This is a genomic window from Bacteroides sp. OM05-10AA (assembly GCF_003439055.1).
Taxonomy (GTDB): domain Bacteria; phylum Bacteroidota; class Bacteroidia; order Bacteroidales; family Bacteroidaceae; genus Bacteroides; species Bacteroides intestinigallinarum.
In genome coordinates, this window is record NZ_QSUR01000003.1 from 190,286 (window position 1) to 216,507 (window position 26,222).

The window sequence follows — 26,222 nt, forward strand, 5'->3', positions numbered from 1 at the left end:
GGTTGCGACACTTTCCCGTTTTGGAAATCAGTTAACAAAATTAATTATTAACTTAGATCATTGCCAAAGGTATGAAATATCATGAAAAACCGGCTCATTTTAGAGAGCTATTTAGCAATCTTTTACCAATTCTATTGGCGCTATTTATCTGGACGAATCCGGTATTGGCGCAGAATAATGGAGAACTTATCACGCTTAGTCTCAAAAATAAGACAATTGGTGAGGCGTTGGAAACAATCAATAAGCGATACAACTACACGTTTGTTCTTCGAACACCGGATATTGATACAAAAAGAAAAGTTTCAATAGACGCCAAACAACAAAAGATCGAAGATGTACTGAATAATCTGTTTCGGGGACAGGATGTCTCTTTCGATATCAATAACAAAACTGTCCGTATCTCCAAGAATGTCAGGCAGAAAGACGCAGAATCTACACAGGGGGCTACTGCCAGAAACGTGACAGGACAAGTTACGGATAGTTCCGGCGAACCGATGATAGGTGTCAGTGTGATGGTGAAAGGAAGTAATAATGGAGTGGTGACCAATATGGATGGTAAGTACGAAATCAAAATCGATCATCCTAATCAAGTACTTCAATACTCTTTTCTCGGTTATCTGTCCCAGGAAAAAAGAATCGGAGACAACCGGATGCTGAATGTAACTTTAGAGGAAGATGTGAAGAAACTGGATGAGGTGGTTGTAGTAGGCTATAGCGTACAGAAGAAGAAAGATATAACGGGAGCTGTATCCACTGTTCTGGCAAAAGATATAGAAAATATTCCCGTGAATGATTTTGGGTCAGCACTTGCCGGACGTTCTGCGGGAGTACAAGTTATCACCCCTTCGGGAAAGCCGAATGAGGGTTTCTCTATCCGTGTCCGGGGAGCTACGTCTATCAATGCAGGAAACGAACCTTTGTATGTGGTGGATGGAGTGCCGACCAGTGACACAAAAACGATCAACCCTTCCGAAATAGAAAGTATTACGGTATTGAAAGACGCTTCTTCTGCTGCAATCTACGGAAATGCAGGTGCGAATGGGGTAGTACTGATTACCACCAAAAGAGGCCGGAAAGGTGAAGCGCAAATTGAGTTGAATGCCTACTATGGTTTTTCGGAACGTGCCAAGAGAATAGATGTCTTGAATAAAGATGAATATCAGGATTTACTTTCCGATTTGGGGTATCCGGCCATGGATACCTCCGTGTATAATGCCAATATCGACTGGCAGGATGAAATGTTTCGCAATGCGGCCATGCAGAATTATCAGTTATCCATTTCCGGTGGAAACGAAAAATCCCTTTATTACATTTCAGCCGGATTTATCAAACAGGATGGTATTGTAAAGCCATCTTCATTTGAACGTATGAATTTTAAGATCAATCTGGAACAGGAATTGAAAAAATGGGTAAAGATCGGAACGAACCTAAGTTACAGTAAGATCAATGATGTCGACGTTTCGGATGGAAATTCCGAGACCGTTATTCTGCAAGCCATCACCACTCCATCTGTGGTAGGTAAATATAATGCGGACGGAACATTTCCTACGCTACCGTTTTTGTCTTCTTTGGAGAATCCTTTAAGTGCGGTAGAGTCATATACTCGTGATTATGTATATCATAAATTGTTGGGTAACCTCTATGCGGAGATTTCTTTTACTCCGGATCTGAAGTTAAAAACAAGCATGGGTATCGAAATGGGTGCTTCCCGGTATAAAGAATTTCTGGACCCGTTCAGTTCAGCTTGGGGACGTAACCAGCAGGGACAAGCGAGTTATAATACTTCGTTAAATTACAAATGGATCAACGAAGAAATTCTGACTTATACTAAGAAGATAGGAGATCACAGTTTCTCGGCTTTGGCGGGGTTTGTGGCTTCCCGCTATGTGGGAGAATCGGCAAACAGTTCTATACGTGGATTCTCTGATAATAAAATACATTCTATGAACGCCGGAACTGTATTAAACAAGCCAAGTGAAGATTATGGTGCATCTACCAATGCTTCTGTATTGGGGAGAGTGACCTATGACTACCAGAATAAGTACCTCGCCACTGTCAATTTCCGTGCTGACGGTTCTTCCAAGTTTGGCGTGAACAACCGTTGGGGGTATTTTCCTTCTTTCTCTTTGGGATGGAGACTGACTGGGGAGGAATTTATGAAACCATTGGATTGGTTGAGTGATTTGAAACTGCGTGTCGGCTGGGGACAGGTTGGTAATGACCAGGTGGGTTATTATAGTTCTTATGGAATTTATGGAATCGGAGCCAATTATAATATGGATGGCGTTATTTTACCAGGATATTATCAGAGCCAGATAGGGAATGATAAGTTGCGTTGGGAGAGAACTACCCAGACCAATGTGGGACTCGACTTCTCTTTCCTTAATGGAAGAATGACGTTGACTGCCGATGCATACTATAAGAAAACAACCGATTTGCTGTTAATGGTAAAACTGCCTCAAACTTCCGGATTCGATTCGGGTATGCAAAATGTAGGGAGCGTGGTAAATAAAGGATTGGAGTTCCAACTGACCACGCGTAATCTGACCGGAGAACTAAAATGGACAACAGATTTTAATATCTCCACTAATAAGAATGAGGTGACAGATATGGCAGGAAGTCCTGCTATCTTTACTGGGTCACTTGATAAGAAAATCTCCGGAAATGTGTCTATCATTCAGAAAGGACAGGCTTTAGGTTCTTTTTATGGTTTTCAGGCAGCAGGAGTAAACCCGCAAAACGGACGTATGATGTACGAAAAGGCTAACGGAATGTTAGTGTATGAAGAAGATTTGAGTGCAGATGAAGACCGCCGGATCTTGGGTTGTGCACAGCCGAAATTTTTGTATGGCATCAACAATGTCTTTTCATATAAGAATTTTGACCTGTCTTTCTTCTTTCAGGGTTCATACGGGAATGATATTTATAATGCTACCCGTATGTTTACCGAAGGAATGTTTGACTCCCGTAACCAGTCCGACCGTGTCCTGATGCGTTGGCGTAATCCGGGAGACTACACTACTGTGCCCCGTGCGGAGAAAGATAAATACCCGGCTATTTCTTCCCGTTTTGTAGAAGACGGATCTTACTTTAAACTGAAAAATGTGAAACTGTCATATACTTTGCCGCGTCCGCTGACCCGGAAGGCTTTGATGGACAGAGTGACGGTCTATATATCAGGGGATAACCTGGTGACTTTTACCAATTACAGAGGTTATGACCCGGAAGTGAATATCGGTGGAGGCAGTTCTTCGGCTATGGGAATCGACCAGGGTGTCTTCCCCCATGCGAGAACTTATATTCTGGGAGCTACTATTGTATTTTGAGCATTGTTCAACTCATTAAATCTAAAAAAGACATGAAACAGATATATTCTATATTTATATCCGCAGCTTTGCTGCTCAATGTAGGGCTGACCTCCTGTGATAGTTTCCTGACAGAAACACCGCAGGGAGAACTGACCGAAGCCAATGCTTTTACTTCCATAAAAGATGCGGAAGCACTGATTATCAGTTGCTATGACGGAATACAGAAGGGGCATGAAGAATATTATATGTGGTATTATATGATTCTTGCAGACTGTTTTGCGGATAATGCATACAGTGGTGGTGATGATGTGGATATCAATAATGTGTTCTTACGCGACCTGACTCCCCGTAATGCGGTTGTTATGAAATCATGGAAGTCGCTTTACGGAAGTATTATGCGTTGTAACGTAGCTTTGAAATATATACCTCAAATTAATGATCCGTTGTTGGACGCAGAAGCTTTTACCGGAGTGAGTAAACGTGAAGAAATGCTTGGAGAAGCTTCTTTCTTGCGGGCGTTGCATTATTTTAACTTAGTAAAGACTTGGGGATGTGTGCCTGTTGTGACTACTACCGGAAGCACTGCTCCGGCTGATGTGCAAGTGCCTCGTGCCGATTCGGAAGAGGAAGTTTATGCACGTATCATTGAAGATTTGGAATTTGCGTTGACCCGTTTACCGGACAAGCGTGCTACGGAAGCTGAAACCAGGGGATTTGCCAGTAAAGGGGCGGTTAACGCTTTGTTTGCAAAAGTGTATGCAACGAAAGGTGCACCCGGCAATGTGGAATGGGATAAGGTGAAGACCTATTCGGAAGCAGTGATGAATTCGCCGGTATACCGATTGGTGGATACGTATGACCATCTGTTTGATGATGAACATCGTAATAATAGTGAGACAATTCTGGCTGTACAGTATATCGCCAACAGTACGGAAAATAATTACGTACCTGTTCTTCTATTGCCTCCTTCCATGACAGAGCAGAATTGGCGTAAATATCTGACACCTTCCCAAAGTTTGCTGAAAGCTTTTGATGATGAAGGAGATCAGGTTCGTAAAAACTCTACGGTCATCTTTGAGGACATTAACAATATTTGGTTCGACCAGTATTATGCGCAACTGAAGAATGGACAATGGGAAACCCGTACATTGCCTTTCCCTTACAAGTGCAGGGCAAAGAACCGGGTAGGATGGGATTGCGGAGACTTGATCTATATTTTCCGTCTGGCTGATATTGTTTTGTTGCATGCAGAAGCAGTCAATGCTTTGTCCGGTCCGGCAACTGCAATAGCGGAACCCAATCTGCAAAAGATTCGTACCCGTGTCGGACTTCAAGAATTGAATGCCAGTTCAAGAGAAGAACTGACCCGGCTTCTTTTGAAAGAAAGACGCTTGGAACTGGCTTACGAAGGAGAGCGATTCTTTGATTTGAAACGTTATGGAATTGCTCAAAGCACCCTGTCAAGTCTGACGTGGTCGGAAATTGTGGATGGAGAGCAAACGACTGTTACGGGTAAATTTCCCGCACACATGTTGCTGATGCCTATTCCGCAGGAAGAAAGGGATCGTAATCCGAACCTAACTCAAAATCCGGGATATAATTAATCCTCTTCCTTTATTAATCTTTAAATGAAGAAATATGAAAACGAATTTATATAAGCTTGTTTCATTCTATATATTTATCGGGCTACTGGCTGTTTCTTGCCAGAATCAGGATGAAATGTTTTTCGATCCGTCTGCCGAAGCACCTGTTATTGGAAAATTGTCCTTGAATCAGGAACAGTTGCAATATGGTGGGTCGGTAAAATTGAACGTGGAGGTGACGGATGCAGATGCTTTGTCGCACGTAGAAATACGCTTGGTTGCCAATCAGGCGGTGCTTTATTCCAAAACTCTTCCGGGAAATAATCAAAAGACGTTGAAAGTGGAAGAGGAAATCGAAGTGCCGTTCGGACGTTTGTGTGGCGAGCAACTTGCTTCTCTGGAGGTTGTGGCTACAAATAAAAATGTGAAAACAGCAGAACAATCTTACGAGATTCCATTGGAAAGGCCGGATTTTGCACAATTATATTTAGTGGTTGGTGAAACAGGGGAAGAAATTGTGCTGCAAAGGGATGAAAGTAATCCGTTAACTCCTTATTTATATAAGGCTACTGTAGACTTGCCGAATAATACAAATGTGTTTATATATAGCGAGCCGGAAAAGAAAGGAATGGTATGGGGATTTGATGCCAGTACGAATACTTGTGAGTTGGCTTCGTCGCGTCCGGTTTCCCTTTGTGATTCACAAAGTACGGAAGAGAAAGTGAGAGAGGTGGTATTCGATGCTTTTTCTTTTGAGATTTCACCTCTGAAAAAGGAAATGACAGTAAATGATGTTGTCTTCATGCTGTATAAGAAGAATGCGTCGGATAATGATTTTGTAAATAATACACTTCGTGCCCAGAATGTTTCTTTGACAAACGGTGAAGAAGTGAGGACAGAATTGATTGATCTCAATGTGTTGAAGTTTGATCCGGATTTCTTTAAACTGGAAGGAGATAAGTTGATGTATATCGGGCAGACAGGTAATGTGACGTTATATATGAATACGATGTTCAACTTTGTTTTTGTAGAGAGTGCGGAAAATCCGTTAACTACTAATGTTTCCTATCCGGAAGTTTTGTTTGTGAATGGTTGGGGAATCGGTCGCCCGGAATTGTGGAACTATAATCCGGATTGGGATTTTAATAATGCAGTTATTTTCCGTAAAGTATCGGAAGATGCTACCCAAACTGTCTATTCACAGACTGTCATTGTCAGTAAATGGGTTCAATTCAAATTCTATAATCAGAAAGACTGGGGAGGTGAGTTCTCTTGTCCGAATATAACGTTTGAAGATGACAACTTTAAAGCCGTAGAAGAAAGCGGTAAACCGGGAAATTATAATATATCACCTTCGTTGGGCGATGACACGAGTTATAAATCAGCAGTTGCCAAGATTACATTTATTGTCCCGAAATCGGGAAATGCAACTCGTTTTCAGAGTACTATTCTGGTAGAGAGTGACCGGGATTAAGCAATCACTTATCATTTAACTAATTTGTATTATGCATAAAAAGATTCAATATATATTGTTGCTTATGTTATTTACCTGTTTGATACCTGTTACGGCGAAAAACAAAAGCCGGATCAGTCTGAATGATGAATGGCAGTTCAAGCAATCTATATCTCAAAGTTGGCTCCCGGCACAAGTGCCCGGAGCCGTACATACCGATTTGATGAATAATCGTATGATAAAGGACCCGTTTTACGGAGTAAATGAGAAATCCCTGCAATGGATTGGAGAAAAGGATTGGGAATATAAAAAGACTTTCATAGTAGATGAGGCTCTGCTTCAAGCGCCCAATGTACAGCTAGTTTTTGCCGGACTTGATACGTATGCCGATATTTATATCAATGATTATCTGGTGATGAAGTGTGACAATATGTTTCGTACATGGACTTTGAATCCTCTTCCTTATTTGAAGAAAGGGGAGAATACTATCCGTATCTATTTCCATTCTATATTTAAGGTGGATATGCCTAAGTACCTGGCGTCTCCTTTCCAGTTGCAGGCATGGCCTAATAATGATCAGTCGGATATTATGTTAAGCCTTTATGCCCGCAAAGCCGGATATAATTATGGATGGGACTGGGGCCCTCGTTTGATTACTACCGGTATCTGGAGAGATGTTTATCTGGAATACTGGGATGATATCCATATCGATGGAACCCAAATTATTACCCGGAAACTGGAGTCGGGAAAAGCGAAGATGGAGGCTGTTTGCACGGTGATGAGTGATGAAGATACGAAGGTAACATTTACGGTGGGATATGATAAGAAAGAGGCTGTTCGTAAACAAGTAGCATTAACTAAAGGGATGAACACGGTACGGGTAGACTTCGAAGTGAAGAATCCTGAATTATGGTGGACTAACGGATTAGGCAATCCCCGGATGTATGATTTTGATATTGTATTGGATAAAGAAGGACGTAAGGTGACAGACCGTGTAAAGACGGGTATCCGTACATTGGAAATAGTTCGTGAAAAAGATGAACAGGGGCAGTCGATGTTTGTAAAGCTGAATGGAGAAGCGGTCTTTATGAAAGGAGCCAATTATATTCCTTTGGATAATTTTCCGAACAGGGTGCCTGAAAGTTGGTACGAATATATCATCAAGTCGGCAGCTGATGTGAATATGAATATGTTGCGTATTTGGGGCGGAGGTATTTATGAGATGGATGCGTTTTATGAGATGTGTGACAAATACGGTATTCTTGTTTGGCAGGATATGATGTTTGCTTGTGGTATGTTCCCCGCTGACGAGCATTATTTGAATAGTGTGGCCGAGGAAGTGAAGGACAATGTGAAACGTTTGCGTAATCATCCTTGTATTGCACTCTGGAATGGAAACAATGAAAATGAGATTTCATATTTCGGATGGGGATGGAAAGATCGTTATACGTCCGAAGAAGACAGAATTTATCAGAGTAATCTGCATAAACTCTTTTATGACGTAATTCCGGAAGCGATACAGGCTGTGGATGAAACGAGGTATTATCACCCGACATCTCCTGTGACCGGCTATAATAATATAGATTATAATATGGGAGATGTACACTTCTGGTCTGTCTGGAAAGGAGGATGGCTTGAAGAGTACACGGAAGCTAAAAACATAGGTCGCTTTATGAGTGAGTATGGTTTCCAGTCTTATCCGGAGATGCGCACCATCCGTCGTTTTGCAAGTGAACATGATTTGCGTTTGGATTCGGAAGTTATGTTGTCTCATCAGCGTGCCCGCAATGACCAGACTCGTGATCCGAATTTCGGGAATAATATGATGAAGATGTATATGGAGAAATATTTTAAAGTTCCCGATGATTTTAGTGAATTTGTTTATATGAGCCAGTATTTGCAGGCGGAGGCGGTGAAAATTGGAATTGAAGCCCATCGTCGTGCAAAATCCTACTGTATGGGAACACTTTATTGGCAGATTAATGATTGTTGGCCGGTAGCTTCGTGGTCAAGTATTGATTATTATGGCAGATGGAAGGCTTTACAGTATTATGCCCGCGATGCATATGACGAGGTATTGGTTTCTCCTTATGCTTCCGGAAAACAAGTCGTATTCAAGGTCATCTCCGATCGTTTGCAAAAGATGAAAGGAGAGTTGGAGATAACGACTCTGACTTTGGAGGGACAGACGGTGTTCTCAAAGAAAGTTTCATTTGATTTGGGTGCTAATGGGTGTGAAGATGTGGCTTCGATAACAGCTACGGAACTTTATGGAGGTAAGAAAGAGAACGAAGTTTTCACTTATGTGACGTTGAATGAAAATGGTAAAACGGTTTCTTCGAACATCTATTATCCGGTCTATTCCAATCAATATGCCTATTCAAAGGTTACTCCTATTATAACGGTGGAGAAAACCAATGAAGGAGTCAATTTACGGCTTCGTTCTTCTGCACTGATTAGAGGGCTTTATCTTTATGTAGATGACGATGAAAGTTTCTTTGAGCAGAATTACGTAACGCTGATACCGGGAAAAGAGGAAGTGGTTCAGGTGAAGACTCATCTTTCAGCGGCGGCTTTTGAGAAGCAATTGAAATATCTCTCGGTAAATCAAGTCAATTGATTGTGAAATGTATATCTCAATCGGACCTATTAATACATAATAAAAATGAAGAAGATAATGAATAATATATTGGCAGCTTGTCTGCTTTCCAGCCTGATAGCTTGCACTTTGGATGATCCCTATATGCCGGTTAATCCAGAAGAAAAACCGGCTCCTCCTGTGGTTACGGAGTATCAGCCTATCGCTTTAACGGTAGGGGCTAATGGTCGTTTTGATGTTTCCGGTTCCTCTGTAAAAATAGGGTTAAACGGGAAGAATTCTACTTATGGTGTTTGTCTGCCACAGATTGCGCAGGGACATTTTATTGCGGAGGTAACAGCTGATAAAACAACTAACTTTGGCTTGGCTATTGTCCGGGAGAAGAACGGGAAACCGGATTTCAATAATTATACTTCGGTGAGTGTGTGTACAGAATCCGGTGTGTCGACCGTACGGGTATTGGATCGTCAGGACGGAATAGATAACGTTTTGGATCATACGAAGAAGATAAATAAAAACGATTATTCTTTCCGTTATTCCATACCTCTCAATAATAGCTATTTTTCTGTTCCTTTTACAGCTTCTACAGGTAAGGCACGTATCATCAGGAATAAGATATCCGGTTTCTTTCATTTTTATGTGAGTGTTGGAAAAGAAATTGATGGGAAATTTCATGAGAACTGGATTGAACTTGCTCAATCGAAAGATTGGGGAGGACAGGGACAGAACTATTTTATTTGTCCGATAGTCAGGAATGGTAATGAAAACTCGACAGAAGTGAACTTTTCAGATATTCGTTTTGAAGAGTTTTCGGCTGAAGATGTTGTGGAGTCCTCTCCGGAATTTGATGTGAAACAGCGTGATTTTACGTGGGCCGGCTTTCCGGGGGATGCGACGGTAATCAGTTTCAATCCGAAACATTGCCCGGCTGCTGCACAAAACAGACAATTTGTTTTCTGGTCGGAAGCAAACTTTGTACCTGCTTGGCACATGAATAACGAATTGCTTTATTGTTATGAGTTTGCTGAAACATGGTCGGATTTGAGTAAAGGATGCTTCGAGCCAATGTCGGATCGTTTGTTGGCGCATGCGAAAGTGGATATCATAGAGAATAATAAAGTAAGGAAAGTGGTTAAGTACCATTATGCGTTGGTAAATCCGGATTATAAGGCTCCTTATCCTGACGGGATATATCCGGAAGTAGACGAGTATTATACTTTCTATGCTGACGGAGTAGGCGTGAGACGCATCGAGTATATTCAGAAACAGGCGGGACAGGCTTATTATCGCTATCATGAGTTGAGTGAGCCCATGGTTATTTCCGGCAGTTCATCCATTCCGTCAGATCATGTGAAACAACCGGCTTTTAGTATTTCTAATCTTTCAGGCAACCGGTATGATCTTTATCCGGCTAAACCATTTGATGAAGTCAACCAGAATGTGAAAAACTGGAAAGAGCAAATCTATACTGCTCATTTAAATAATGCTCCTGATGCTTTTTCTGTTTTCTCTTATACTCCCGAACGTCCGGAAGTCTCTCCGTTGCCGATTGAGAATGACTTGACCTGGCATGATATAAATTATCAGATGTCTCATTGGCCGGTAGATAAACAACCCTATTTAAATGCCCGTTATGGGGATTATGATAAGTCAACGGCTACCTGGCCGTCACAGGTCTCTCATTCTTCATTGATTGGCGTGGAGGCTAAAGGGGACGTTTCCTGGAATACTGCTTATCAGATTAATTCGGATGGAAATAAATATAGAGTATATTTGATGCTGTTGGGTATCAATCAACCTGATGCGGCTTCTGATATAGATGCGTATACAAGAGGGTGGTTGTATATGGGAAGCCCGACGAATCTGAACGGAGTTTCTTATAATCCGGATGTAACAGGGTATTCCAAACGGGAGATGGTTTTGATGAAAACGACAGGTACGGGAAGTTGTCAGTTTACTTGTAACCCTACCGGCGCAGTGAAGAATCCTGTATTTAGAATTGATAATTGGACCGGAAGCGGAAATGTAACGGTCAAGGTTGATGGAAAGACGTTGGTGTCTGATAGTGACTATTTGAGTGATAAAGTAGGAGGAAGCCTCGTAATCTGGCTTAATAAAACAATATCTTCTACATTCTCTGTCGAAATTATTCCGGTATAAAATGATCCTTTGGAGAGGACTTCTCAAATCCTCTCCAAAGGAATTAAAATAAATCAAGAGAGGCTGGCCTTTTATGAGATATATACTATTCATTCTTTTGTTTTTTCTCTGTTTATCCTGTTCACATTGTCCGGTTCAGGAGGTTGATACAGTTTCTTACAGAGGGTGGGAGAACTGCCTTAAGCTATCTAACAGGGTTGTTTCTGTAATTGTTAATCCGACGTATGGCGGACAAATTCTATATTTCGGCTTAGAGAGTCGTGGAGATAATATATTGTGGAGTGATTCTGTTATCAACGGCTGGACTGTAGAGAACTATATACGAACAAGACGAAGTCCTGATGCCGGTAGATTTGATATCGGTAATGAACGTAAAACGGAGAATATCCATGATTCAATTTGGGCAGGACCTTATCAAACCTTTATTGAGGAAGATAAATTGCGCTTGGTCAGCCATCCCTCACAGGCGATGGGTATTCAGGTGGAGCGGATTTACTTTTTGGAAGAGAAGCAGCCGGTTCTGCATATTAAACAGCGAATGTCTAATATTTCAAATGGGGAGGTTGAATATTGTTTCTGGACACGTACATTGCTGCCTGCCGGTGGGATTTACTATTGCGAAGCGATTCCAAGCTCACAATATCCATTGGGATTTAGTGAGATTTCATTATCAGCAGATACATTAATTCCCTCTTATCATTCGCAAGAACGTATTCATGTAGAGAATCATTATTTTACCGCATTTCCCGGAGGAGACGAACAAAAGAAATATGGGATAAATACTACAAACGGTATGTATTTCTATCAGTTCAGTGATTATTTGTATATCAAACAAAATAAGTATGTTCCACAGGGGAAATATGATAATAATTTGCAGGTGTGTTTTCCTAACATGATTTATTTTAATGATGAATTTTTGGAAATGGAACCGAACAGTCCTATGGTTAAGCTAAAGCCGGGAGAGGCTTATGAATATGAAGAGATTTGGACATTAAGGGAGGTGAACTCTATTACTGATAACACATATTAAGATGTATAACTTGCTGATTATTTTTCATACTGTTATATTTGTCCCGCTATTCTATTAATCAATAGAGGGAGAATGTATCAAAAGAAAAATATAAGGGTATATATAGCATGGATGTTATTCATGACATTCATTCCTTTCTTTGTGGTGAAGACCTTTCACTATCATGGAAGTGAGGATGAAAAGTCGTGTTCCCATGCAAAGCATTCTCACCAATCATCTGATGATTGTGCGATCTGCCAATACTCCCTTTCTTTCTTTACTGAACCTCAACCGATAGAATTTCATTGCACACTGACGCTCGTGCCTTACGAGCCGATTATTTACCAGGATAAGGTTGTTTGCAAACGAACTTATTCGCATCATTTACGCGGGCCTCCGTTCGCATGATTACATATTCATATTTTCAATGGAGATAGATTGGCTTTCAATCTATCCTCACATTCATTTTACACATTAAATAAAAGATTGTAATTGATGCGTATCGGAATTATTTCGGGCGTAATAGGGCTATTTGTAACCTTATCCGTCCATGCACAGAAATCCGATTCAATCAAGAGCATGCTTTTGCCTGATGTTGTGGTAACCGAAACGTACCAGCAACGTCAAGCGAAAAAGTCTGCTCTTACGGTTGATGTAGCCGATCAGGATTTTTTGCGCAAACATTTTACTGGAAACTTCATGCAGGCGATGGAGAATATTCCCGGAGTACAGGCAATGGATATTGGTTCGGGCTTCTCCAAACCGATGATTCGCGGAATGGGATTCAACCGGATTGCTGTATTGGAAAACGGAATCAAACAGGAAGGACAACAATGGGGAGCCGATCACGGACTAGAACTGGATGCTTTCAATATCGGAGCAGTCAATGTATTGAAAGGACCCTCTTCACTGCTCTATGGCAGTGATGCAATGGGAGGAGTGATTGATGTTGTTCCGTCGGCTGTTCCTGCTGATAATCGTGTATTCGGAGATGTCACACTGCTGGGTAAATCAGTCAATGGAACCATCGGAGGATCACTGATGCTGGGAATCAGGAAGAATGCCTGGTACTCCCATATCCGTTATTCGGAACAACATTTCGGTGACTATCGTATTCCGACGGATTCTATTGTCTACCTGACACAAAGAATTCCCATATATGGGCGTAAACTCAAGAATACAGCAGGCATTGAACGCAATATCGGACTTTTTACCCAATATCAACGAAGAGCCTATAAAGCGAATTATGCTGTGAGTAATGTATATCAAAAGACGGGATTCTTCCCGGGGGCACATGGCATACCCGATGCGTCACGTGTGGAAGATGATGGAGACAGCCGTAATATTGAATTGCCATTCAGTAAAGTGAATCACCTGAAAGTGACTACCCACCAGCAATATGCATGGGAGAAACTGATCTTGTCAGGCGATTTAGGTTTCCAGAACAATCACCGTGAAGAGTGGAGTGCTTTCCATACTCACTACGGTTCGCAACCCGTACCGGAGAAAGACCCCGACAAGGAACTTGCTTTTAATCTGAACACTTTTAGTGCTTCGGTGAAAGCTCGTTTTATTGGTTCTTCTTCGTGGGAACATACATTGGGGTGGGATGGACAACATCAACGGAACGATATTTCCGGCTATTCGTTTTTACTGCCTGAATATCGCCGTTTCACTACCGGAATGCTTTGGCTTACGACATACAGGCCCAACAATGTGTTTTCCGTCAGCGGAGGAGTGCGATATGACTACGGATATATGAATATCTCTTCGCATGAAGATACTTACCTTGCCGATTATCTTCGGAAACAGGGCTATGATCCGGAACAGATAGACTTCTACAAGTGGAACAGTCACTCTGTGAATAAGCACTACGGTGATTATTCTCTTTCTCTGGGATTGGTATGGACTCCCTCCGACAAACATCTGGTAAAGGTGAATATCGGGTGTAGTTTCCGCCTGCCCGGTGCGAATGAGTTGGCTGCCAACGGTGTACATCACGGCACTTTCCGCCATGAACAGGGAGATGCAAACCTAAAGTCCGAACAAGGCTGGCAACTGGACGCTTCTTATCATCTGAAGTACCGGGGAATTTCTTTCTCCGTCTCTCCATTTGTCAGTTGGTTCAGCAATTACATCTTTCTGCGTCCTACCGGAGAGTGGTCTGTATTGCCTCATGCCGGACAAATCTATCGCTATACCGGAGCAGAAGCGCTATTTGCAGGAACTGAAGCTACCGTAGATGTTGATTTTCTGCGTAACTTCAATTATCGGATTTCCGCTGAATACGTTTACACCTATAATTGTGATGAACATATTCCATTGAGTTTCTCGCCACCTCCTGTTATGCGCAATACATTAACCTGGCAAAAGAATCGGTATATGCTGTATGCAGAATGGCAGAGCATTGCCCGGCAAAATAGAGTGGACCGTAACGAAGACCGTACAGCCGGAGCAAATCTCTTTCATCTGGGTGGTTCATTGAATATTCCGATAGGTGGAAACAATGAGATTGAAATAACCCTGACCGCCCGGAATATATTCGATACCCGATATTACAATCATCTTAGTTTTTACAGGAAAGTTGAAATCCCCGAACCGGGACGTAACTTCCAGATATTAATCAAAGTTCCATTTAAAAAATTACTGAAATGAAAAATAAATTTTATCTCCCAATGATTAGCCTTTTGGCAACAGTTACTTTCATGTTTTCCTCTTGTGATAATGATGACTCCAGCGATACGACCAAACCTCTGATTGAACTTCACGAACCGGAAGAAGGTCAGGCTTTGGAGATAGGAAACGAACATGGGGTTCATTTTGAAATGGATTTGTCGGATGATGTCATGCTGAAATCCTATAAGATTGAAATTCATAGTAATTTCGACCACCATTCACACGGAGGTAATAGCAGGGCTGCACAGGAAACAGTAGATTTTAGTTTCAACAGATCCTACGATGTGTCCGGACAGAAAACCGCCCATATTCATCATCACGATATTGTAATACCGGCCAATGCTACTGCAGGAGATTATCATTTGATGGTTTATTGCACGGATGCCGCAGGTAACGAATCTTATATCGCACGCAATATCAAATTGAGTAATGAGGTGGAAGACGAAGACCATCACCATGATGAATAAGACAACTTGCTGAACACGGAGAAATCCCCTTTATTTTAGCCTGGCTTGTAAGTTGGAAAGGCTGAAATAAAGGGGAATTCTTTATATGGAAACCGTCGTATATCAAAAAGTCTTCCGCACTTCTCTTGGAGACATCCCGAAATGGGCTCTCACATACTTTCCGAAGAAAGAAATATTGGGGAAATTCAGTTCGTCAGAAATCTCTTTGATCGATTTCTCGGAGTGTTTCAACATATACCTGATATTTTCCGTCGTGTAGTCATGTATCCATTTCAAAGCCGTTTTCTGACTGGCAACTTTACAGGCATAAGATAAATATTTAGGAGTGACACACAGCTCTTTGGCATAGTATGCCACCGAACGTTCTTTTCCTTTAGTCTGCTCTAGTAATTTCATAAAGTTCTTGAACAGAATATCTCCCTGTCTCATCAAATTGTCTTCGTCAGATGATATGAGCTTATCCAAATCCACCAGTAATTCGTAAAGGGCAGCTTGCAGGAGAGAACGCATAATCTCTTTATGATAGATGTGTGGCGGTTGGTTGACTTTCAGTTTAATCAATTCATAGTAATGTTCAAAACTGCTCTGTTTTTCTTCATTCAGATGTATAATGGGGTTTTTGCTGATATATAAGGCTTTGTTCCAGATATTCCTGCTGTTGAAAAAGAAATGTTGGAGAATGCGTTCGGAGAATCCCACTATTTTTCCTTCAAAATCCGGACTAAGCATGTAATTGTTGCATAAAATATTGGGACGGCAAAACAAAAGATCGTTCGAATGAACCACATACGTATTACTGTTGACATCCAGTTGCAACTTACCTTTGATACACATGATAATAATCAGCATATTCAGTTGTATGGTAGAATTATCATTGTAGGGCAGTTCCCTGATATCATCTGCAATAGCAATGTCTCCGTCCATATAATTCAGTAGACCAACCAAGGCTTCCTCATTTTTGATATTATCCATATTTATCTCATGGATAATATTGCTCTCTTTCATTTCCATTGTTCCATTCTTACTTATTATTTCTGCAAATATGGTCATTATTTCCAAAGATGATGCGTCCGATTTGGCGGAGATAGTGTTCTGTTTTTCTTATTAGGCATATCTTCTTGAAAAATGGAACACTTGCTGGCTTTTAAAGAACACTGCAACTGTTCGAAAAATCTACATCTTCGCAGGCGAAAAAAGAAAATGATGTAATCAGTAAAATGAAAACTAAAATGAAACAGAGCTATTATTGGGTAACATTAGTGTTCGGCATGCTATTGATGGGATGCAAACAAACAGGAGAGACGACAGAGATGGAACCTGTGAAGGTAAAAGTAGTGACGATGGAAGAAATCCCGTTGAATGGCACGCAGGGATTTTCGGGAACTATCGAAGAAATGACAGGTTCTACTTTGAGTTTCCCGGTGGGAGGAACGATAGGGCAGATAGCGGTAACAGTTGGTCAGCGGGTCGCGAAAGGAGCAATCATTGCTACGGTAGACGAGTCTACTTTGCAGAACACTTATAATGCATCTGCCGCGTTGCTTGCTCAAGCCGAAGATGCTTATCAGCGGTTGAAACAGTTGCACGACAATGGCAGTCTGCCTGAAATACAGTGGGTGGAAGCACAGAGTAAATTGAAACAGGCGGCTGCTTCCGAACAGATTGCCAGAAAGAGTCTGGACGATTGCCGGTTGTGTGCACCGTTTAGCGGTATTATTTCAGAAAAGAGTGTGGAAACCGGACAGAATGTGATGCCGGGAATGCCGGTTGTAAAACTGGTCACTATTCATCAGGTGAAAGTCAAAGTGGCTGTACCCGAGAATGAAATAGCACAAGTCAGGATTGGACAGACTGCCCGGATTATGGTTCCTGCGTTGGATAATCGGGTGTTTGAAGGCAGTATCATTGAGAAAGGAGTAGCGGCAAATGCTTTGTCCCGTTCGTATGAAGTAAAAGTTTTGGTAGATAATCCGGAACAGGTATTGATGCCGGGTATGATTTGTCAGATGTATATGAATAAATCGGAGGGAGAAGCGAAGGCATTTGTGCTGCCGGTTCAGGTTGTTCAGCTGGATGAAAATAACCGTTCGTTTGTGTGGGTGAATACACACGGGAGAGCAGAAAAAAGAATGGTGCAGACAGGAGAACTGACCGATCGGGGAGTAGTGATTAAAAACGGACTGACTTCCGGAGATGAAGTGATTGTTGAAGGACAGCAGAAAGTAAGTGTGCAGACACGGATTACAACGGAAAAATGAAAAAGGAAATGAAGACAAAGAAGCGTAGCGTCGTTGAGTGGGCGATGCATTACCGACAGGTTATTATTTTGATTACCTGTTGTTTGATGGCATTTGGAGTCTACGGACTGTCCGAGATGAAAAAGAATGAGTTTCCCGATTTTACGATCCGGCAGGGAGTTGTTGCCGCTGTGTATCCGGGAGCTACTGCTGCGGAAATGGAAGAGCAGGTGGCCAAGCCTTTGGAAAACTACATATTCAGTTATAAAGAGGTGAAGAAAGCAAAAACTCATTCTACCTGTAAGGATGGCATGGTGATTATTCAGGTACAGTTGAATGATGACTTGAATAATAAAGATGAGTTTTGGAGCAAGTTTAAACATGGAGTCGGGCAGTTTAAGAGTGAATTGCCGCAAGGAGTGTTGGCTGTTCAGGTGATGGATGATTTTGGCGATACGTCGGCTTTGCTGGTTACGATGGAGAGCGGGGACAAAACCTATCGCGAACTGAACACCTATATGGACGGGCTGAAAGACAGATTGAGAAGGATAGAAAGTGTAGGACGGCTGAACACGTACGGTATGCAGCAAGAACAGATTTCGATCTATCTCGATAGTGACCGCCTGTCTCATTACGGAATTAACGACCAAACCCTTGCAATAACCCTGTTTACAAAAGGGTTTACGACCACTGCCGGACGGATAAAAACTGACGACTACATCTCTCCCGTTTATATTGCTAAATCTCTGAATACACTGCGGGATGTGCAGGAGATGATTGTTTATTCCGATCCGATGGGAAATACGGTTCGCCTGAAAGATATAGCAAGAGTTGTAAAAGAATACCCTGTACCGGAATCGGTAATTACGAACAATGGTAAAAAATGCCTGCTTCTTAGTGTGGAAATGAAGAAAGATAAGAATATTGTCCGTATGGGTAATGAGGTGAAAGAAGTGCTGGCGGAATATGAGAAAACCTTACCGTCGGACGTGCAACTGTTTAAGATTACCGATCAGAGTAAGGTAGTGAACGACAGTGTAATCACTTTCCTGAAAGAACTGTTGATTGCCGTTATTGCTGTGATTATTGTAGTAATGCTGTTGATGCCCTTCAGAGTGGCGATGGTAGCGGCATCCACCATCCCCGTCACTATATTTATTTCTCTGGGCTTATTCTACGCTTTTGGTATTGAATTGAATACGGTAACATTGGCAGCACTGATCGTTACATTGGGAATGATTGTGGATAACTCTATTGTGATAATCGATAGCTATCTGGAAAAAATATCGGAAGGAATGTCCCGTTGGCATGCCTCTATTGAGAGTGCCACTCATTTCTTCAAATCTATATTTTCGGCAACTTTGGCTATCAGTATTACTTTCTTCCCGTTCCTGTTTACAATGACGGGCATGACACATGACTTCCTGATGAGCTTTCCGTGGGCTACTACCTTGATACTGATGATTTCATTGCTGGTTGCCGAACTGTTGGTTCCTTTTCTGCAGTTTTACTTTATCCGGAAGCCTGTTAAAAGTGAGTTCCCAGAGGGCGGAAAGAAGAAATTTTCTTTTTTGGACAGCTTGCAGACTGGATACAACTGGCTCTTGGATAAATGTTTCGCTTATCCACGGATAACGATTGGTTTAGGGGTACTTTCTGTTGTTGTAGGCATCGTGCTGGTGGGAAGTTTGCCGCAAAAGCTGATGCCTACCGCAGAACGGGATCAGTTTGCCGTAGAGATTTATATGCCAACCGGCACGGCAGTAGAGAAAACGACACAGGTAGCAGATAGCCTGGAGCATATTCTCCGTCAGGATTCCCGGGTGTTATCGGTAGCTTCTTTTAAAGGAACTTCTTCACCCCGTTTCCAAAACTCGTATGCACCACAAATGGGAGGAAGCAACTTTGCCCAATTTATCGTGAATACGACCGGAGTAGATGCCACACTGGAACTTCTGGATGAATATACTCCCCGATATTCGGGTTATTTTCCGGAAGCCGTAGTGCGTTTCAAACAATTAGGATATAGTGAGGCGGTCAATCCTGTGGAAGTGCGTATCAGTGGCGATAGCCTTTCCGTATTGAAGAATGAGGCTGACAGAATTGTGGAGATCCTGCGTACAATGCCGGAACTGGAACTGGTACGGACTAACTTCAATGAACCGTTGGCAGCTACCCGGATTGAACTGGATGAAGATGAATCCATCCGGCTGGGAATAACGAACGCTTCGTTGGAAACGGCACTTGCTATGCGCTACGGAAGTGGTTTTCCCGTTGCCACTGCCTGGGAAGGCGATTATGATATCAATATTGTGCTGAAAAGCACCAAAGCAGACTCTGCCCGCTATCAGGACCTCGGAGACGAGCGGATTGCCGCATCCGGCGGACTGGCAACTGTACCTTTACGCCAGATTGCAAAGATTGTTCCTGTATGGAACGATGGACAGATTGTACGCCGCAACGGAATCAGGACCATTACTGTAATGGCGGAAGTAGGCCGTGAAATAAACGTGATGAATGCAACCGCCAAAGTGCAGGAGAAGTTGTCCGGTTTATCTTTGCCGGAGGGAGTGACATTGACTTATGGCGGTGAGCTGGAAGAAAATGAAGAGCAGATGCCTAATATCATGGCAGGACTCTGCATTGCTGTTGTGATTATCTTCTTCATTCTTCTTTGGCACTTTAAACGTATCAGTACGGCAGTTATGATGTTGATGTGCCTGACGCTTTGCCTATTCGGTACGGCTGTCGGTATTCTGATACAGGGTGTCGACTTTGGTGTGACTTGCGTGTTGGGAATTGTCAGCCTGATGGGAATCCTGGTACGTAACGGCATCATTATGATCGACTATGCCGAAGAGCTTCGGAATAATGAAAGAATGACGGCGCATCAGGCTATTTATCATTCGGCACAACGACGTATGCGCCCTATCTTCCTGACATCGGCAGCTGCTTCTATGGGAGTCATTCCGATGATATTGGGAGGCAGCGGACTGTGGATGCCGATGGGAACCGTTATTTTCTATGGCACACTGATTACAATGGTGTTTATTCTGACTGTGATGCCGGTATGTTACTGGTTGATGATGAGCGGAACAACGCGGAAACGCAGTCGGTCTGCCAAACTGGAATTGGAATAATTAAATGAAGAACAAAAGACAATGAGACAGGATAAATATAAAAAAGTAGTGATTTTCGCTTTGTGCGGATTCATGATGTTTCCTTTGTGTGCGCAAAAGACTTATACGCTTGAGCAATGCCGCTCTATGGCATTGGCACACAATATAAAAATGAAGAAAGCTCACACAGACTTGAAGGCTGCGGAGCAGACAAAGAAAGAAGCATTTACCGGTTATTTCCCTACGGTGGGAGCTACGGGAGCCGGATTTAATGCAAATAAAGGTTTGCTTGAAATGGAATTGGCTCCAGGGATGGGAATGTCTATGTTGAAGAATGGAATTGTGGGCAGCATTACGGCTACGCAACCTTTGTTTACGGGCGGACAGATTGTGAATAGCAACAAACTGGCGAAAGTGAGCGTGGAAGTGAGTAAATGGCAGTTGCGTCAGTCGGAAAATGAAGTGAGTTATACCACGGAACAATATTACTGGCAGGTAGTCACTTTGCAGGAGAAGTTGACCACGCTCACTACGGTGCAGAAAATGCTGGACCGTCTGTATCAGGATGTAGAAGTGGCGGTCAAAGCCGGAATGACCACAAGAAACGAACTGCTTCAGGTGGAACTGAAAAGGAATGAAGTAGCCAGCAACCGGATAAAGTTAGAGAATGCGTTGTCTCTTAGCAAAATGGTATTGGCACAATATATCGGTGAAACAGGCGATGGCTTTGAAATAGAGACGGATATTCCGGTGGAAGACATTCCGGTTTTTCCCGAACAACTTCGCAGGGACCATCATGCTTCATTAGTGCTGACTCCTGAATATCATCTGTTAGAGAAAAATGTGGAAGCTAACCGGCTGCAGAAAAATCTGGCAATCGGAAAGAATCTGCCTACGATTGCTATTGGCGCAGGATATATGTATGATGACCTGATGGATAAATCTCATCCTTTTGGTATTGCTTTTGCCACCGTTTCTATTCCCATATCTAACTGGTGGGGTGGTTCTCATGCCATTAAAAAGCAGAAGTTACAATTAAAGTATGCGGAATACGAACGGGATGATACGGGAGAATTGTTGATGATTAAGATGCAGAAAGCATGGAATGATGTTGATGATGCTTACAAACAGATTCTGATTGCCCGGAAGTCCATTGAACAGGCAACGGAGAATCTGAAATTGAATGAAGATTATTACAAGGCAGGCACCACAAGTATGAGTGATTTATTGGATGCACAGTCTATGTTTCAACAAAGTAGGGATACTTATGTGGATGCCTATTCTCAATATCAGATAAAGAAACTGGAATATCTGCTGGCTACAGGACGATAGATATACTGTTTTTTTACGTAATGAGTATTTTTTCTTTCGAAAGGTGTAATAGATATTACACCTTTTTTGTTTCCAATCCTTTACTTTTGTGAAAAATACTTTTTCGTATGATGAAGTTTCCAATAATAAATCGACTCTTTCCTTCTTATAAATGGAAGGTAGCGGCTGTCATCATTGGCGGTGTTATTGTGGGTGGAGGAGCACTGTTTATGTATATGCTCCGGGCGCATACCTATCTTGGAGATGACCCGGCTGCATGCGTGAATTGTCACATTATGACTCCTTACTATGCAACCTGGTTCCATAGTTCACATGCCCGGAATGCCACCTGCAATGATTGTCATGTGCCGCATGAAAATGCTGTGAAGAAATGGACCTTTAAAGGTATGGACGGTATGAAACACGTGGCTGCATTTCTTACCAAAAGCGAGCCGCAGGTCATTCAGGCTCATGAAGCCAGTTCCGAAGTGATTATGAATAATTGTATCCGCTGTCATACACAACTCAATACGGAATTTGTGAAGACGGGGAAGATCGATTATATGATGTCACAGGTAGGAGAGGGGAAGGCTTGCTGGGATTGCCATCGTGATGTTCCTCATGGTGGAAAGAATTCCCTGTCCGGTACTCCGGGAGCGATTGTTCCTCTTCCGGAATCGCCTGTTCCCGAATGGCTCCGGAAGATGGTGAATCAGAAAGATAAATAAGAAATGAAATACGTAATAAAATAATAAAACCGATATACAATGGAAAAGAAATTAAAATCATGGCAAGGATGGCTGTTGTTCGGAGGTTCAATGGTCGTTGTATTTGTTTTGGGATTATGCGTTTCTGCGTTGATGGAACGGAGGGCGGAAGTTGCCAGCATTTTCAATAACCGTAAAAACGTTATCAAGGGGATTGAAGCACGAAATGAACTGTTTAAGGATGACTTTCCCCGTGAATACCAGACTTGGACGGAGACTGCAAAGACTGACTTTGAGAGTGAATTTAATGGAAATATTGCTGTAGATGCTTTGGAAAAACGTCCTGAAATGGTGATTCTATGGGCGGGATACGCTTTCTCAAAAGATTATTCCACTCCACGGGGACACATGCATGCCATTGAGGATATTACGGCATCTTTGCGTACCGGTTCGCCCATGAGCCCGACCGAAGGTCCTCAACCGTCTACCTGCTGGACTTGTAAGAGTCCGGATGTCCCCCGTATGATGGAGGCATTAGGTGTCGATTCTTTCTATAACAATAAATGGGGGGCTATGGGTGCTGAAATTGTGAATCCTATCGGATGCTCCGATTGCCATGATCCCGAAACAATGAATCTTCATATCAGTCGTCCCGCTTTGATAGAGGCTTTCCAACGTCAGGGTAAAGACATCACTAAAGCTACTCCGCAGGAGATGCGTTCATTGGTATGTGCACAATGTCATGTGGAATATTATTTCAAAGGGGATGGTAAATACCTGACTTTCCCTTGGGACAAAGGTTTTACGGTAGAAGATATGGAGGCTTATTATGATGAGGCCGGTTTTTATGATTATATTCATAAATTGAGCCGTACTCCGATTCTGAAAGCGCAGCATCCTGACTATGAGATTTGTCAGATGGGTATCCATGGACAGAGAGGTGTCTCTTGTGCCGATTGCCACATGCCGTATAAGAGTGAAGGTGGTGTGAAATTCAGCGATCACCATATCCAAAGCCCGTTGGCTATGATTGACCGCACCTGTCAGGTTTGTCACCGTGAAAGTGAAGAGACTTTACGTAATAATGTGTACGAACGCCAACGTAAAGCGAATGAAATCCGTAACCGTCTGGAACAGGAACTGGCAAAAGCACATATCGAAGCTAAATTTGCCTGGGACAAGGGTGCTACAGAAACACAGATGAAAGATGTGCTCGCACTGATTCGTCAGGCACAATGGCGTTGGGATTTCGGAGTAGCTTCACACGGAGGTTCTTTCCATGCACCGCAGGAAATTCAGAGAATTCTTTCTCATGGATTGGATCGTGCCATGCAAGCCCGTCTGGCTGTATCTAAAGTATTGGCGAAGAATGGATATACGGGAGATGTTCCGATGCCGGACATTTCAACAAAGGCAAAAGCACAGGAATATATCGGCTTGGATATGGATGCTGAAAGAGCGGCTAAGGAGAAATTCCTGAAAACAACTGTTCCGGCATGGTTGGAGAAAGCGAAAGAAAACGGCCGTCTGGCACAGAAATAAGAAAATTTATATATGTGGAGCAAACCATGGAGTTATAAAGAAGGGCTGGTGATTGGCGCAGGATTACTGGTGATAGGGTTATTGCTGCAAATGACAGTGGGAGCCATTCATTGGGACCTGTTTGCCTGTCCGGTCAATGTGATTGTGTTAGTGGTTTATATCATTGCTTTGGTAGCCATGCACCTTCTTCGCAAACGTGTCTATTTATTCGGATGGTTGAGTCATTATTCCGCTGCTGTCTCGTCTCTATTGTGGGTGGTCGGCATGACGGTAGTGATGGGACTGATCCGGCAGGCTCCTTCCGGTCATGCTCCGGCTGATCTGCTGGGATTTTCGCAGATGATTTCTTCCTGGCCTTTTGTCCTGCTCTACTTTTGGATGGTCACCGCCTTGGGGCTGACAATCCTTCGCACCGGTTTTTCTTTGAAGATCAGCAGGATTTCTTTCCTTCTGAATCATATCGGATTGTTTATTGCACTGATAACAGCCACTTTGGGAAATGCCGATATGCAAAGGTTGAAAATGACAACCCGGATGGGAAGTGCCGAATGGCGGGCTACGGATGATAAAGGTCAACTGATTGAACTTCCGCTGGCTATCGAACTGAAAGATTTCACTATCGACGAATATCCTCCGAAACTGATGTTGATTGATAATGAAACCGGCCGTACGCTTCCCGAAAAATCTCCTGTACATGTATTGTTGGAAGAGGGAGTGACAAATGGCAGCTTGCAGGACTGGCAGCTAACTATTGAGCAATCTATTCCGATGGCTGCTTCTGTGGCTACCGAAGATACTTTGAAGTTTACTGAATTTCATTCGATGGGAGCGACTTATGCTGTCTATCTGAAAGCAGTCAATCAGAAGAATCAAACAACCAAAGAGGGATGGGTAAGTTGCGGTAGTTTTCTTTTTCCCTATAAGGCAATCCGGCTGGATTCTTTAACCAGTATTGTAATGCCGGAACGGGAACCGCAGCGATTTGCATCGGAAGTGAAGATTTACACACAAGAAGGAACGATCACGGAAGGAACCATTGAAGTGAACCGTCCGATGGAGATAGAAGGTTGGAAAATTTATCAACTTAGTTATGATGAAACAAAGGGACGATGGAGCGATGTCAGTGTCTTTGAGTTGGTTCGCGATCCGTGGTTGCCGGTTGTTTACACAGGAATAATAATGATGATGGCAGGAGCCATCTGTCTGTTTGTCAGCGCACAAAAGAGGAAAGAGGAGGACAAAGCATGAGTTGGGAATACTTTATACTATTTGCAATAGCTGCACTGGTTTGTTGGGCTTTGGGAGCTTTTGCTGCCTGGAAAGGTACAAAACCGGGATGGGCTTATGGATTAACTTTCTTAGGTCTGGCTATTTTCTTCAGTTTCATTATCGGAATGTGGATTTCATTAGAACGTCCTCCGATGCGGACAATGGGAGAGACACGGCTGTGGTATTCTTTCTTCCTTCCGTTGGCGGGATTGATAACCTATGCACGCTGGAAGTATAAATGGATTTTAAGTTTCAGTTGCATCCTTTCATTGGTCTTTATTTGTATCAATATCTTCAAACCGGAGATTCATAATAAGACGTTGATGCCTGCTTTGCAAAGTCCGTGGTTTGCCCCTCATGTCATTGTGTATATGTTTGCTTATGCTATGTTGGGAGCGGCGACGGTGATGGCCGTCTATCTGCTTTGGTTCAAAAAGAAGGAGATTGAACGGAAAGAAATGGATTTGTGTGACAACCTCACCTATGTAGGTCTGGCATTTATGACATTAGGTATGCTTACCGGAGCTATCTGGGCAAAAGAAGCCTGGGGGCATTACTGGGCTTGGGACCCGAAAGAGACTTGGGCGGCAGCTACCTGGTTCGCTTATCTGGTGTATATCCATTTCAGATTAGGCAATCCATTGAAGGCACGTCCTGCGTTGATTATTCTGTTAGTATCATTTGTCCTGTTGCAAATGTGCTGGTATGGAATCAATTACCTTCCGGCCGCACAGGGAGTCAGTGTGCATACTTATAATTTAAATTGAAATATCGAATCACTT

Annotated in this window: 17 protein-coding genes; 16 read left to right on the forward strand and 1 reads right to left on the reverse strand. The window is 42.7% G+C overall.

Annotated features, from left to right (window positions below; genetic code table 11):
- The first annotated feature begins 71 nt into the window (after nt 1–71).
- From DXB58_RS03445 to DXB58_RS03485, 9 genes are all read left to right on the forward strand, one after another.
- Complete coding sequence (locus DXB58_RS03445; RefSeq protein ID WP_004304088.1) at nt 72–3,326, forward strand: TonB-dependent receptor; 3,255 nt, start codon at nt 72–74, stop codon at nt 3,324–3,326.
- Between the two features lie 32 nt (nt 3,327–3,358).
- Nucleotides 3,359–4,912, forward strand: coding sequence for a RagB/SusD family nutrient uptake outer membrane protein (locus DXB58_RS03450; protein ID WP_122135917.1), 1,554 nt, complete (start codon nt 3,359–3,361; stop codon nt 4,910–4,912).
- Between the two features lie 34 nt (nt 4,913–4,946).
- Nucleotides 4,947–6,365 (forward strand): DUF5125 domain-containing protein, encoded by a 1,419-nt coding sequence (locus DXB58_RS03455; protein WP_122135918.1) that lies wholly within the window; start codon nt 4,947–4,949, stop codon nt 6,363–6,365.
- 31 nt (nt 6,366–6,396) lie between these two features.
- Nucleotides 6,397–8,964, forward strand: a complete 2,568-nt coding sequence (locus tag DXB58_RS03460; protein ID WP_122135919.1) for a glycoside hydrolase family 2 protein — start codon at nt 6,397–6,399, stop codon at nt 8,962–8,964.
- A gap of 45 nt (nt 8,965–9,009) precedes the next feature.
- Nucleotides 9,010–11,103 carry a hypothetical protein gene (locus tag DXB58_RS03465; RefSeq protein ID WP_233527224.1) on the forward strand — a complete coding sequence of 698 codons (2,094 nt, stop codon included), beginning with the start codon at nt 9,010–9,012 and terminating at the stop codon, nt 11,101–11,103.
- Nucleotides 11,104–11,176: 73 nt separating this feature from the next.
- Nucleotides 11,177–12,133: a hypothetical protein gene (locus DXB58_RS03470; RefSeq protein WP_122135921.1), complete on the forward strand. Its 957-nt coding sequence runs from the start codon at nt 11,177–11,179 to the stop codon at nt 12,131–12,133.
- A gap of 72 nt (nt 12,134–12,205) precedes the next feature.
- Complete coding sequence (locus DXB58_RS28395) at nt 12,206–12,520, forward strand: hypothetical protein (RefSeq protein ID WP_122135922.1); 315 nt, start codon at nt 12,206–12,208, stop codon at nt 12,518–12,520.
- Between the two features lie 87 nt (nt 12,521–12,607).
- Nucleotides 12,608–14,767 (forward strand): TonB-dependent receptor, encoded by a 2,160-nt coding sequence (locus tag DXB58_RS03480; protein ID WP_122135923.1) that lies wholly within the window; start codon nt 12,608–12,610, stop codon nt 14,765–14,767.
- Nucleotides 14,764–15,255 carry a DUF4625 domain-containing protein gene (locus DXB58_RS03485; RefSeq protein WP_004309723.1) on the forward strand — a complete coding sequence of 164 codons (492 nt, stop codon included), beginning with the start codon at nt 14,764–14,766 and terminating at the stop codon, nt 15,253–15,255. The genes DXB58_RS03480 and DXB58_RS03485 overlap by 4 nt, the downstream gene beginning before the upstream one ends.
- 102 nt (nt 15,256–15,357) lie before the next feature.
- Here the strand turns inward: DXB58_RS03485 and DXB58_RS03490 are convergent, their stop codons facing one another.
- The gene (locus tag DXB58_RS03490; RefSeq protein ID WP_158571546.1) at nt 15,358–16,266 is read right to left on the reverse strand and encodes an AraC family transcriptional regulator; all 909 of its coding nucleotides are present in this window, start codon (nt 16,264–16,266) and stop codon (nt 15,358–15,360) included.
- A 218-nt stretch (nt 16,267–16,484) separates the two neighbouring features.
- Between DXB58_RS03490 and DXB58_RS03495 the strand changes: the two genes are divergently transcribed.
- From DXB58_RS03495 to DXB58_RS03525, 7 genes are all read left to right on the forward strand, one after another.
- The gene (locus DXB58_RS03495) at nt 16,485–17,513 is read left to right on the forward strand and encodes an efflux RND transporter periplasmic adaptor subunit (protein WP_074557999.1); all 1,029 of its coding nucleotides are present in this window, start codon (nt 16,485–16,487) and stop codon (nt 17,511–17,513) included.
- Nucleotides 17,514–17,521: 8 nt separating this feature from the next.
- Entirely contained in the window at nt 17,522–20,632 is a 3,111-nt protein-coding gene (locus DXB58_RS03500) for an efflux RND transporter permease subunit (protein ID WP_122135982.1), read from the forward strand.
- Between the two features lie 21 nt (nt 20,633–20,653).
- Nucleotides 20,654–21,943, forward strand: coding sequence for a TolC family protein (locus DXB58_RS03505; RefSeq protein ID WP_074557963.1), 1,290 nt, complete (start codon nt 20,654–20,656; stop codon nt 21,941–21,943).
- A gap of 107 nt (nt 21,944–22,050) precedes the next feature.
- A complete protein-coding gene (nrfH, locus tag DXB58_RS03510; protein ID WP_004297093.1) occupies nt 22,051–22,650 on the forward strand; it encodes a cytochrome c nitrite reductase small subunit in 600 nt (199 codons plus the stop codon).
- A gap of 39 nt (nt 22,651–22,689) precedes the next feature.
- A complete protein-coding gene (nrfA, locus tag DXB58_RS03515; protein WP_004304071.1) occupies nt 22,690–24,171 on the forward strand; it encodes an ammonia-forming cytochrome c nitrite reductase in 1,482 nt (493 codons plus the stop codon).
- A 12-nt stretch (nt 24,172–24,183) separates the two neighbouring features.
- Nucleotides 24,184–25,419 carry a cytochrome c biogenesis protein ResB gene (locus tag DXB58_RS03520; RefSeq protein WP_122135924.1) on the forward strand — a complete coding sequence of 412 codons (1,236 nt, stop codon included), beginning with the start codon at nt 24,184–24,186 and terminating at the stop codon, nt 25,417–25,419.
- Complete coding sequence (locus DXB58_RS03525; RefSeq protein ID WP_122135925.1) at nt 25,416–26,207, forward strand: cytochrome c biogenesis protein; 792 nt, start codon at nt 25,416–25,418, stop codon at nt 26,205–26,207. The genes DXB58_RS03520 and DXB58_RS03525 overlap by 4 nt, the downstream gene beginning before the upstream one ends.
- Nucleotides 26,208–26,222: the final 15 nt, after the last annotated feature.

Bases quoted from the DNA above. Each gene is read 5' to 3' on its own strand.
- DXB58_RS03445 (WP_004304088.1), top strand. From the start codon at position 72: ATGAAATATCATGAAAAACCGGCTCATTTTAGAGAGCTATTTAGCAAT.
- DXB58_RS03450 (WP_122135917.1), top strand. From the start codon at position 3,359: ATGAAACAGATATATTCTATATTTATATCCGCAGCTTTGCTGCTCAAT.
- DXB58_RS03455 (WP_122135918.1), top strand. From the start codon at position 4,947: ATGAAAACGAATTTATATAAGCTTGTTTCATTCTATATATTTATCGGG.
- DXB58_RS03460 (WP_122135919.1), top strand. From the start codon at position 6,397: ATGCATAAAAAGATTCAATATATATTGTTGCTTATGTTATTTACCTGT.
- DXB58_RS03465 (WP_233527224.1), top strand. From the start codon at position 9,010: ATGAAGAAGATAATGAATAATATATTGGCAGCTTGTCTGCTTTCCAGC.
- DXB58_RS03470 (WP_122135921.1), top strand. From the start codon at position 11,177: ATGAGATATATACTATTCATTCTTTTGTTTTTTCTCTGTTTATCCTGT.
- DXB58_RS28395 (WP_122135922.1), top strand. From the start codon at position 12,206: ATGTATCAAAAGAAAAATATAAGGGTATATATAGCATGGATGTTATTC.
- DXB58_RS03480 (WP_122135923.1), top strand. From the start codon at position 12,608: ATGCGTATCGGAATTATTTCGGGCGTAATAGGGCTATTTGTAACCTTA.
- DXB58_RS03485 (WP_004309723.1), top strand. From the start codon at position 14,764: ATGAAAAATAAATTTTATCTCCCAATGATTAGCCTTTTGGCAACAGTT.
- DXB58_RS03490 (WP_158571546.1), bottom strand. From the start codon at position 16,266: ATGGAAATGAAAGAGAGCAATATTATCCATGAGATAAATATGGATAAT.
- DXB58_RS03495 (WP_074557999.1), top strand. From the start codon at position 16,485: ATGAAACAGAGCTATTATTGGGTAACATTAGTGTTCGGCATGCTATTG.
- DXB58_RS03500 (WP_122135982.1), top strand. From the start codon at position 17,522: ATGAAGACAAAGAAGCGTAGCGTCGTTGAGTGGGCGATGCATTACCGA.
- DXB58_RS03505 (WP_074557963.1), top strand. From the start codon at position 20,654: ATGAGACAGGATAAATATAAAAAAGTAGTGATTTTCGCTTTGTGCGGA.
- nrfH (WP_004297093.1), top strand. From the start codon at position 22,051: ATGATGAAGTTTCCAATAATAAATCGACTCTTTCCTTCTTATAAATGG.
- nrfA (WP_004304071.1), top strand. From the start codon at position 22,690: ATGGAAAAGAAATTAAAATCATGGCAAGGATGGCTGTTGTTCGGAGGT.
- DXB58_RS03520 (WP_122135924.1), top strand. From the start codon at position 24,184: ATGTGGAGCAAACCATGGAGTTATAAAGAAGGGCTGGTGATTGGCGCA.
- DXB58_RS03525 (WP_122135925.1), top strand. From the start codon at position 25,416: ATGAGTTGGGAATACTTTATACTATTTGCAATAGCTGCACTGGTTTGT.